The following is a 10,354-nucleotide window of genomic DNA, read 5'->3' as shown; positions in this document are numbered from 1 at the left end:
AACTAATTAATCCTTCTCTGGCTTTTCATCACTTTTTCAGCAAGCCCTAATTAGACTATGTAAATAGTCACCAATAGCTTGAGCTAAGAGAACAGGTACAGCATTACCTATCTGTCTGTATTTAGAAGCTGTCGAACCATAGAAAATCCATGAGTCTGGAAAGGTTTGAATCCTGGCACACTCTCGAACACTTAGAGGACGAAGTTCCTCTGGATGACACATATCTGTAGCCTTTTGGTAAGGACTTGTAGTAACAGTAGGAGACGGCTTATCCCAACATAATCTTCTGTAAAACCCTACTTTACCACCTCCAGATTTATAAGCGCCTCCCATTGCTTCTTTTATCAATTCTTTAGGTAAATCTCTCCAGTTTTGACCACTTTTTAAAAGCTTTAAATATTGAAGACGGTTTTTTGAGTAGGAAGTATACTCCGGTTGTGGATCTTCTAAGTTGATCAGAGCATCTTTAAGAGTGCGCCATTGAGGTAATAAAGAGCCATCTTTACTATGAGTAGGCAAAGGGAATGTAGCCGATTCACCATCTCTTGAGCCAATAAAGATTACTCGCGCTCTGTTTTGCGGAACACCGTAATCTGCTGCTTCCATTACTTTATAAATAACTTGATAACCAATGCGTTTCATTTCTTCTAAAACAATCTCAAGAGCGCTCCCTTGCATTTCATCTAGTTCCAGAGGAGCATAACCCGTTCCTCGTTCCAGATGAGGTCTATGACGAATAGGAGCCGAGAGTAAACCTTTAACATTCTCCATGACAAAAAAGCGTGGCTGCACTTGTTCAACAATACGTATAAAGTCCATAAACAAGCTGCCACGTGGGTCCATAACTGAACCACGTTTTCCTGCTGTGCTGAAGGGTTGACAAGGGGGACCGCCAGTTACTAAATCTACTTCTCCAATACGTAGGGGTCTACCAAGGTTAATAACATATCCCCCTTCTTCCAAAAGATTTTGAGCAGTGATTTTCTGTATATCTCTTGCTACGGGACTATTTAGGTGAGGTCGGTTAAAAGCTATAGTCTTCGCAGCATCAGGATCTTTCTCAACAACACTTACTACCCGAAAACCTGCCTGTTCTATCCCAATATCTAGTCCACCTGCCCCTGTAAATAAACTGATTGATATTGCCCGATTGTCTATCACTGCTTTTATCCTTACAGCCTTAATCAAATATACGATTTGCTGGAACCCTCAAGTCTGCTTCATGCTAACGATAGATACCTGCAATTCTAATAGTGTAAGCCTTTTGAAACAGTATGTTACAAAGGCGCTATTCTCTTTTAAATATGGCAGGCGTAGACGGGCTTATCGTTAGACATTGCATTTGTACAATACACAAATTGGCTCACTTTTGTGTTGAATATTATTAGTACATATTTTTACTAGATTCTTTTTTTACTCTGCACACTGTATAAATGCTAGAATCCTCAAGTAGACAGTTAGGATACCTAGATGCCAGTTGTAGCTAACTCAATCAAGTTTGGTACAGACGGCTGGCGGGGCATTATTGGTGACGAGTTCACCTTTGAACGCCTAGCCCTGGTCGCGCCAGTTGCCGCAAAAGTATTATATGATACGTATTTTTCTACGGTTGGTAGCCGGACAATAATTGTCGGTTACGATCGCCGATTCATGGCTGAAGACTTTGCTCGTGCTGTTGCCGATACTGTCACCGCTGTCGGCTTTGATGTGCTACTGAGCGAGAGCTATGCCCCAACCCCAGCTTATAGTTGGGCAGCAAAAGAACTCAATGCTTTAGGGGCACTGGTAATTACGGCCAGCCATAATCCGGGAACATATTTGGGATTAAAAGTCAAGGGTTGTTTTGGTGGATCGGTACCGCCAGAAGTCACAAAAGAGATAGAAGCGCAGTTGTCGGTTGGAGTACCATTAGCAGCTACCCCAGGCAAGCAAGAGAAATTCGATCCTTGGCCCAGTTATACCCAAGCGCTAGAAGGTAAAGTTGATATTGCCAAACTTCGAGAAGCGATCGCATCTGGTAAATTGACGTTATTTGCTGATGTCATGCATGGCGCTGCTGCAAGTGGATTGGCGAGACTACTAGGCAATCAAGTCAAAGAAATCAACAGTGAACGCGATCCCCTATTTGGTGGTGGTGCGCCGGAACCCTTGCCTAAATACCTTTCAAAGCTATTTGAAGTCATCAAGACTCACCGAGAAACCGATAAATCAGGTTTAACGGTGGGGTTAGTATTTGATGGAGACTGCGATCGCATTGCAGCAGTAGATGGAGAAGCTAACTTCCTAAGTTCCCAAGTATTAATCCCAATATTAATCGACCATTTAACCCTGCGGCGCGGCTTTAGTGGTGAAATAGTCAAAACTGTTAGTGGTTCTGACTTGATGCCGCTTGTAGCAGCACTACATAACCTGTCAGTCTTTGAGACAGCGGTTGGTTATAAATATATCGCTGACAGAATGTTAGTAGCAAAAGTTTTACTAGGTGGCGAGGAGTCGGGGGGAATTGGCTATGGCAGCCATATTCCCGAACGTGATGCCCTATTGTCAGCCTTGTACGTACTAGAAGCGATTGTAGAATCTGGTTTGGATTTAGGTGAATATTATCGCTACTTGCAGAAACAAACAGGGTTTACCTCAGCTTATGATCGCATTGATTTACCCTTAGCAAGTATGGAAGTGCGATCGCGTCTTTTGCAACAACTCCAAACTCAACCCTTGACGGAAATTGCAGGTAAAGCAGTGATTGATTGCCAAACAATTGACGGCTACAAGTATCGTTTAGCTGATAAAAGCTGGTTAATGATTAGATTTAGCGGGACTGAGCCAGTTTTACGCCTGTACTGCGAAGCCTCGACAATTGAGCAAGTGCATCAAACTCTTGCTTGGGCGAAACAGTGGGCGGAGTAAAATTCATTATTAGTCATTTGTCATTTGTCCTCTGTCCTTGGTAAATGACCAATGACTAATGACCAACCAATGACCAATGACTAATGACCAAATTACTTGTAGTAGCCACAGGAAATCCAGGTAAACTGCGGGAAATGCAGGCTTATCTGGAAAATTCTGGTTGGGAATTAACCCTCAAACCTGAAGAGTTGGAAATTGAAGAGACGGGCGAAACTTTTGCCGCCAACGCTTGTCTGAAAGCGTCACAAATTGCTAAAGCTACAGGAAACTGGGCAATTGCTGATGATTCGGGCTTGCAAGTAGATGCCCTAAATGGCTCACCAGGGGTGTATTCTGCACGTTACGCCAAAACCGACTCAGAACGCATTGCTAGGATATTGAGCGAATTAGGCAACGAGGTAAATCGGCAAGCTCAATTTGTTTGTGCAGTAGCGATCGCTCGTCCTGATGGTGCGATCGTATTAGAATCTGAAGGTGTTTGTCGTGGCGAAATTCTCCACGCACCTCGTGGTGATAGTGGTTTCGGTTACGACCCAATTTTTTATGTACAAGAGTTGCAATTGACCTTTGCTGAAATGACAAAAGAGTTAAAAAGGTCAATTAGCCATCGAGGGAAGGCTTTTACAGCTTTACTTCCGCAACTGGAGAGAATTAGGAGTTAGGAGCTAGAAGTTAGGAGTTAGGAGTTAGGATTTATGAATTATGCTAAATCTTCATTCATTAGTCCTGACTCACAACTCATAACTTTTAACTCTTAACTCATAACTTTTTTAAACTGCTTCTGTGTTCTTTTCGCCGGTGCGAATCCGAATCACTTGCTCAACAGGCGAGATGAAAATTTTACCATCGCCAATTTCACCAGTGCGGGCAGCAGCAATAATTTTGTCCACCACCATATCAACTTGATTGTCGTCAACTACGATTTCCACTTTGAGTTTTTGCAGAAACTCAACGGTGTACTCAGAACCGCGATACCGTTCAGTTTGGCCTTTCTGCCGTCCGAACCCCCGGACTTCAGAAACAGTCATACCAACAATACCAGCGTTAACCAAGGCAATTTTTACCTCATCTAGCTTAAATGGACGGATAATAGCTTCTACTTTTTTCATCTTCTTGACTCCTGACTTCTACTAGCTTCGTTTATATATCTAACCAGATCCGCTGTCTGAAGCTGTAACTAGCAGTGCTTTTCCTAAAAGATATGTAATAATTGCCACTTTTTTAAAATGTAGATGCTTTGCTTGAGGATTTGGGACATGAGATCCAGCAAAGATTTATAGAAACACTGGGTAAGCGTAAAACTCAGTCCCTTTAGGGATGAGATATAAGCGACGGCTCGACTGAGCATTCGCCAAAGCCTCGTATGGTTTTAACTACCATGATTTTTAGACCTGAGAGTGCCAATAACTTGGATAATCTTTGAGGTTCTAACATAAAGAAGTTTCTGTCAATTTAGCATTTTATGTAGCTTTTATAACCTAAAAATAAATCAACTCCACTATTTAGCAGATTTGTTTGGATATTTAGAGAGTGATTGTAGACAAATTGCATAGTAGCCCGAAAGACTGCTGCTGCTGACTGTGGGAGTGTCAGCTAACGTTTCTGATGTTCAAACAAGGGACGCACAACAAAATATCCAGCACTAAAGGCAGTAAGCATGATTAACAAGATGGTAATAATTAACCACCAGCCATTAAGTCCTTTGGCATCTGGCTCAGTAGTGGAATAATAACTTACTTGTTGTTCTTCTATAAAAACTGGTTCTGCTATCGGGAAATTCATTTCCATTACAGGTGTAGAAAAGTCTTGGCGGCGACTTTTTTCGGGTGCGGCTTTGGGCACAACGGGTGGACGTGAACGAGAAACCTGCGGACGTGGACGCCCTTGTGTTACAGGCTGTTTGGCGGCATTTTTAACGTCGCCAACAGCTTGGGTAGCTTGATGATAACTAGGTATAGCATGGGAATCCACAAAATTTTGCAAGCGAGAAAAAGACTCAACAACTTTGGTAATTTCTTGGCGTAATAGTTGATTTTCTTGTGCTAGTTGCTGATTTTGGGTGGTGAGTGCATTTAGCCTCGCCTGTGCTGCTTGCAACTCTGTTGACAATTCCCTGTATACAGATAGTGGTACAGAGGGAGGGTAGGCTTGAGTAGTCGGTGTTGGCGAATTTCTGTGAACAGAACCTATGGTTGTTCGCATCGGGGGCTTGGTATTAAAAATCAAGGTAATTAGATCGTACAGAGATGCTAACAGAGATAGTCACCCCTGAAACTATGCCCAAGAATAATAGAAAAATATCGAAAGGGCAAAGATTTTTTATTGGGGGATTGGGGATTGGGGATTGGGTATTGGGTATTGGGTATTGGGGATTAAGAAAACTTTTCCCTAGTCCCTAGTCCCCAGTCCCCAATAATGGGAAGAAGTGTCCTACAGGGCCTTGCCCTTCGCCAATATCTAGGGCGTAAGTAAGTGCAGTAGTTACATACTCCTTTGCTTGTTGCACCGCCTGCCACAAGTCTTTTCCCTTTGCCAGATTAGCAGCGATCGCAGCCGATAGTGTACAACCAGTACCGTGGGTATTTTTTGTCTCTACTTGCTTTGTCGTCAAAACTTCCAACTTATCGCCATCAAACCAGATATCAACGCCACGTAAATCTCCTTGCATACCTCCGCCCTTGACTAAAACAGCCTTCGTCCTTAAAGTTTTGTGAATAATTTCAGCAGCAGCTTGCATATCCTCCAAGGAATTAATTTTTAACCCGCTCAAAATCTGGGCTTCATAGCGATTGGGCGTGATTATAACCGCCTTGGGAATCAGGGTATGGCACAGAGTCTTCACAGCATCATCATCAATCAATTGTGCTCCTGTACGTGACACCATTACTGGATCAACTACTAGATTATTGATTTGTAAAGCTTCCACTTGCTGGGCAACAGCAAAGATAATTTCCTGATTGAGCAACATTCCCGTTTTGGCAGCTTGTACGCCAATGTCCTCAACTACTGCCTGAATTTGCGCTACAACAGCCTCCATTGGCATAGCATCAACCCTCGTCACTCCTAGAGTGTTTTGTGCCGTGACACAGGTTATAGCGCTAGTACCGTGGACACAGTGAAAAGCAAAGGTGCGTAAATCGGCTTGAATTCCTGCACCGCCACCGCTATCTGAACCAGCAATGGTTAAAGCAACAGGTATTCTGGAGTTTATTGCAGTATTCATATTATGAAGATTAAGTAAGTTGACGCCATCAAACCAAACTATCTCAAAGATTGGCGAACTAGGCTAAAACCCGCAACGATAAACATTTACGGCAATCTGACTTGACAGTGCTGAGTAAAAAATACTAGTACAGCACGGCGGAAATAAACCACCCATTTTCAATCAACAAAACCCTTACGCTGTCTTCATTTTTAATTTTTAATTTTTAATTCCGCCTTGCGGTAATAGTCTCCAGTTCCCAATCCACAGTCCTCAAATTTTTAGATAAACTTCATCAAATCCTCGCACAAAGCCCTCTCTATTCCCATATCACTCAGGAAATTAACAGGACTCACCACGACACTTCCATAGTATTTTGTATTTTGTTGTAAAAAAACTTACCATATTCCGGGCATTCACTGATATCAAGTGCTGTTTGTAAAGGTTACTTTTAACTAAGTTCACAACAAGATATCAGTTACACCGCTTAAAAACAGGTTCGACTCAGTTGTTACATTAATCCCCTTAAGTTAAGGGGTCAACCTACTAAAGTTTCAAGCAAAATTTAACTTTGACCACTGTAACTTTAAGTCCCAAATTATCAGTTAGGGGTGTATTTTACCATGCCAATTTGGCAATCTCCTGACCTAAAACAACGGATAAAGTTCAGAGAAATTACCATGCAAAATTATGATCGCTGTATCGAATATGGCAGATGCTAAAGCTGGCTCACAAAGAGCAGCGATTGCATCTGCTCCAGATGAAGATACGATTCAATTCGACTCCATCCAGCCTTGCTAATCAGACCAAGCTAATCGTCATTCATTTTTCCAGAATTATTCGCTTGTAGTAAGGGCTTTAGCCCTACTTTTATGCAACTTAAATGCTGATTAGCTTATGTCTGACAACAAGCAAAAGAGGCGAAGCGTCTACCCGCTAATCGTCCGATCATCCTCAACATAACCCTGACGATTGATGGTATCGATATCCCTGTTTTAACCATCAACGGTTGATAGGAGAAAATTTTTCAATTTTACAACAGCGTTTCTAGAACCAACGCGATTTCAAGTCGCGATTGGATAACTGTGACTGTCTTGAAAAGTCCAGACAAGTCCAGACAGATAACCCATTCAAATAACTACTTAGCAACTGATGAAAGTGGCTGAGAATTTATTGCCAATTCACCTTACAAAATATTCGGAGAAAAGATAATGGCTGGCAAAACATACTATGTTTCTGGAACAGGCAATGATAAAAATAATGGCTTGAAAGAAGATGCTGCATTTCGCAGTTTGGGTAAAGCTTTCTATGAGATGAAAACAGGCGATACAGTCTACGTCATGAATGGCACTTATGAGAAAGGAGGAAATATTTTTAACAAAAATGGCTCACCAGACAACTGGACAACCATCAAAGCTTATCCAGGACATACGCCTAAGATAAAAACAACTACAACTGGCATTAATATATTTAGTTCATCTTACGTGCGGATTGAAGGACTTGAGCTAGAGGGCAATCGGGAAAACATGACTCTAGAATATGCCTTAAGTCAAAAGAATAATGTTAACAACCCCTTGACATACGCTAATGGAATTTATGTAGCAGCATGGAAAGATAGCCAGGGAGCGGGTGGTACTAATCCTCATCACATTGTCATTGCTGAGAATACAGTCCGTAACTTTGCAGCTGGAGGCATTGCATTTCGTGATGCCGATTACATTACTGTTGAGAAAAATGTTGTGTCTGGAAACGCTTGGTATTCGCCTTTTGGTAATCAGGGAATCACCGCACTTAACAGTTTTAACTTTGATAACAATACTACTGACTACAGGATAATTTTTAGAGACAATATTGTTTACGATAATCAAAGTCTGGTTCCCTGGGTAGTGGTAGGCAGAATCACTGAAGGGCACGGTATTATGCTTGATACCACTATGGAGACTAAAGGCGGCTCACCCTACACCGGTAAAGCACTAATCGCAAATAACACAAGCTACAACAATGGAGGTGGAGGCATTGAAATTTTTAAAGCTACAAATGTCGATGTCCTCAACAACACAGTTTACCAGAATGGTCGTGTTCTGAAAGAGCATGGAGAGATTAATGTTTCTTATTCAGACAAAGTAGGTGTCTACAACAATATCTTGTACGCAACCAACAATCAAAAAGCGAACAGCATTAAGTTTGCCAAAAATATAACCTTTGATCGCAACCTTGTTTATAACTCGAATTTATTCCAAGCTTCAGATAATCTAAAAGCTACAGGATTGCAGAACATTTTGGGTAAAGATCCTCAATTTGTTGATGCAGCCAAAAAGAATTTTGCGCTCAAAGCTGGAAGTCCTGCGATTGATGCTGGTTCCAATGTCTTTAATGCCATAACTGGGAATATTCCTCTGGATGGTGATGGTAATGGCACTGCATTGATTGACATTGGCACATACGAAGCTCCCCGCATCACTATTACTGCCCCGGAAATTCAAGTTCTCAATGGCACGGTTGATATTGCAGATGGCACCACTACCGCTATTAATTTTGGCGACACCACTGTTGGTAACACCCTGACCAAAACCTTTATTATTAAGAACACCGGTACCTCTGCACTTAGCCTGAGTAACCTCAAACTTCCCGATGGATTTAGTTTGGTCGGTACTCTTCCGACGAGTGTGGCTGCTAATGCTTCCACCACGATATCGGTGGCACTCAACACCACTACACCAGGCACCTATAGTGGAAGTCTCAGTTTAAATAACAACGATAGTGATGAAAGCCCCTTTGACTTTGCGATTAGTGGTGTAATTAAACCCGCTCCTGCCCCAGAAATCCAAGTTCTCAATGGCACGGTTAATATTGCAGATGGCACCACTACCGCTATTAATTTTGGCGACACCACTGTTGGTAACACCCTGAGCAAAACCTTTACTATCAAGAACATCGGTACATCTGCACTCAGCCTGAGTAACCTCAAACTTCCTGACGGATTTAGTTTGGTCGGTACTCTTCCGACGAGTGTGGCTGCCAATGCTTCCACTACCATATCGGTGGCACTCAACACCACTACACCAGGTACTTATAGTGGTAGCCTCAGTTTAAACAACAACGATAGTGATGAAAGCCCCTTTGACTTTGCGATTAGTGGCGTAGTTAAACCCGCTCCTGCCCCAGAAATTCAAGTTCTCAATGGCACGCCGGGTAATGATACCTTTATTACCCAATTAAACAATGGCAATGACATCATCACGGACTTTGGTGGTGTAGGTACTAACTCAAATCCTTCAGCTGCGGTGATTGCGAAAATAGACACTTTGCAATTTATTGGGGCTGGTTTGACTGCGAGAAATCTGCAATTAACTCAAAATGCAAACAATTTAGAAGTCACCTTTGAAGATGTGGCTAATACCAAAGTCACTCTGCAAAACTTTAAGTTAGAAAACCTGGAGAACTTAGCCGCATCAACAACAAGACCCGCCATCGGTAATATCCTATTTGATGGACAGGCTAACTTTACCGACAACTTTGATGTGATTAATGCCGACTCCACTCAAACTAGCGTTTTCAACAGAAACACCGTCACCTTCCTCAATGATTTGAACAATAACATCGTCGGTTTTGACAACTCCAACGATGTGATTAATGGTCAAGGAGGTAATGACATCATCGATGGGAAAAGTGGTGATGACCTGCTGCGGGGTGGTAATGGCAATGATCTTCTCATTGGTGGACAAGGCAATGATACTCTTGTGGGTGGTCTAGGTGCTGACTCTTTCCTTTACAACACCAATGCTGCCTTTACTAGTGCTGCTGTGGGTATTGATACTATCACTGACTTCAACCGCTCTCAAGGTGATAAGATTGTTCTGGATAAGACCACCTTTGGTGCCATTACTTCTGTTGTGGGAACGGGTTTTAGTAACGCCAGTGATTTTCAAGTCACCAGTCTAGGGATGACTACTAATGCTGTGATTGTCTACGATCCTCTGACTGGAAATTTACTATACAATCAAAATGGCAGCGCTGCTGGTTTAGGCAGTGGGGGTCAATTTGCAAAACTTACTGGTGCGCCTACTCTGACTGCTTCCGATTTCATCGTTCAAGCATAGTTGGGCCCGATCAACTGAGTGGAAGTGTAATCCAAATATGAACCCACTTTCAAGATAGTTTTCAATTCAATAGACTGCACCTATAGGGGCACAATAAATATATTGCGCCCCTACAATTTGGATAATACTAAATGAGTCGCATTTG

7 protein-coding genes are annotated in these 10,354 nt (G+C 42.3%); 3 read left to right on the top strand and 4 right to left on the bottom strand.

Annotated features, from left to right (window positions below; translation table 11 throughout):
- Positions 1-36 precede the first annotated feature (36 nt).
- Positions 37-1,161 (bottom strand): DNA cytosine methyltransferase, encoded by a 1,125-nt coding sequence (locus ABF638_RS22280; protein WP_435025154.1) that lies wholly within the window; start codon positions 1,159-1,161, stop codon positions 37-39.
- Between the two features lie 309 nt (positions 1,162-1,470).
- Between ABF638_RS22280 and ABF638_RS22275 the strand changes: the two genes are divergently transcribed.
- Together ABF638_RS22275 and rdgB are read left to right on the top strand one after the other, a co-directional pair.
- On the top strand, positions 1,471-2,907 hold the full coding sequence (locus ABF638_RS22275; protein WP_435025153.1) for a phosphoglucomutase/phosphomannomutase family protein: 1,437 nt from the start codon (positions 1,471-1,473) through the stop codon (positions 2,905-2,907).
- Between the two features lie 83 nt (positions 2,908-2,990).
- Positions 2,991-3,569: an RdgB/HAM1 family non-canonical purine NTP pyrophosphatase gene (rdgB, locus tag ABF638_RS22270; protein ID WP_435025152.1), complete on the top strand. Its 579-nt coding sequence runs from the start codon at positions 2,991-2,993 to the stop codon at positions 3,567-3,569.
- Positions 3,570-3,677: 108 nt separating this feature from the next.
- Here rdgB and ABF638_RS22265 read toward each other — a convergent pair whose 3' ends face one another.
- The 3 genes from ABF638_RS22265 to thiD all read right to left on the bottom strand — a co-directional run bounded on the left by ABF638_RS22265 (position 3,678) and on the right by thiD (position 6,130).
- Entirely contained in the window at positions 3,678-4,016 is a 339-nt protein-coding gene (locus tag ABF638_RS22265) for a P-II family nitrogen regulator (protein ID WP_012410794.1), read from the bottom strand.
- A gap of 484 nt (positions 4,017-4,500) precedes the next feature.
- A complete protein-coding gene (locus tag ABF638_RS22260; RefSeq protein WP_435025151.1) occupies positions 4,501-5,109 on the bottom strand; it encodes a hypothetical protein in 609 nt (202 codons plus the stop codon).
- A 193-nt stretch (positions 5,110-5,302) separates the two neighbouring features.
- The gene (gene thiD / locus ABF638_RS22255) at positions 5,303-6,130 is read right to left on the bottom strand and encodes a bifunctional hydroxymethylpyrimidine kinase/phosphomethylpyrimidine kinase (RefSeq protein WP_435025149.1); all 828 of its coding nucleotides are present in this window, start codon (positions 6,128-6,130) and stop codon (positions 5,303-5,305) included.
- 1,190 nt (positions 6,131-7,320) lie between these two features.
- Here thiD and ABF638_RS22250 point away from each other — a divergent pair.
- Positions 7,321-10,209, top strand: a complete 2,889-nt coding sequence (locus tag ABF638_RS22250) for a choice-of-anchor D domain-containing protein (RefSeq protein WP_435025148.1) — start codon at positions 7,321-7,323, stop codon at positions 10,207-10,209.
- Positions 10,210-10,354 lie beyond the last annotated feature (145 nt).

It is taken from the genome of Nostoc sp. CALU 1950 (assembly GCF_051172895.1).
Classification (GTDB): domain Bacteria; phylum Cyanobacteriota; class Cyanobacteriia; order Cyanobacteriales; family Nostocaceae; genus Nostoc; species Nostoc edaphicum_A.
The sequence above is the reverse complement of the archived record's forward strand: the minus strand, read 5'-3'. Positions and strand labels throughout refer to the sequence as shown.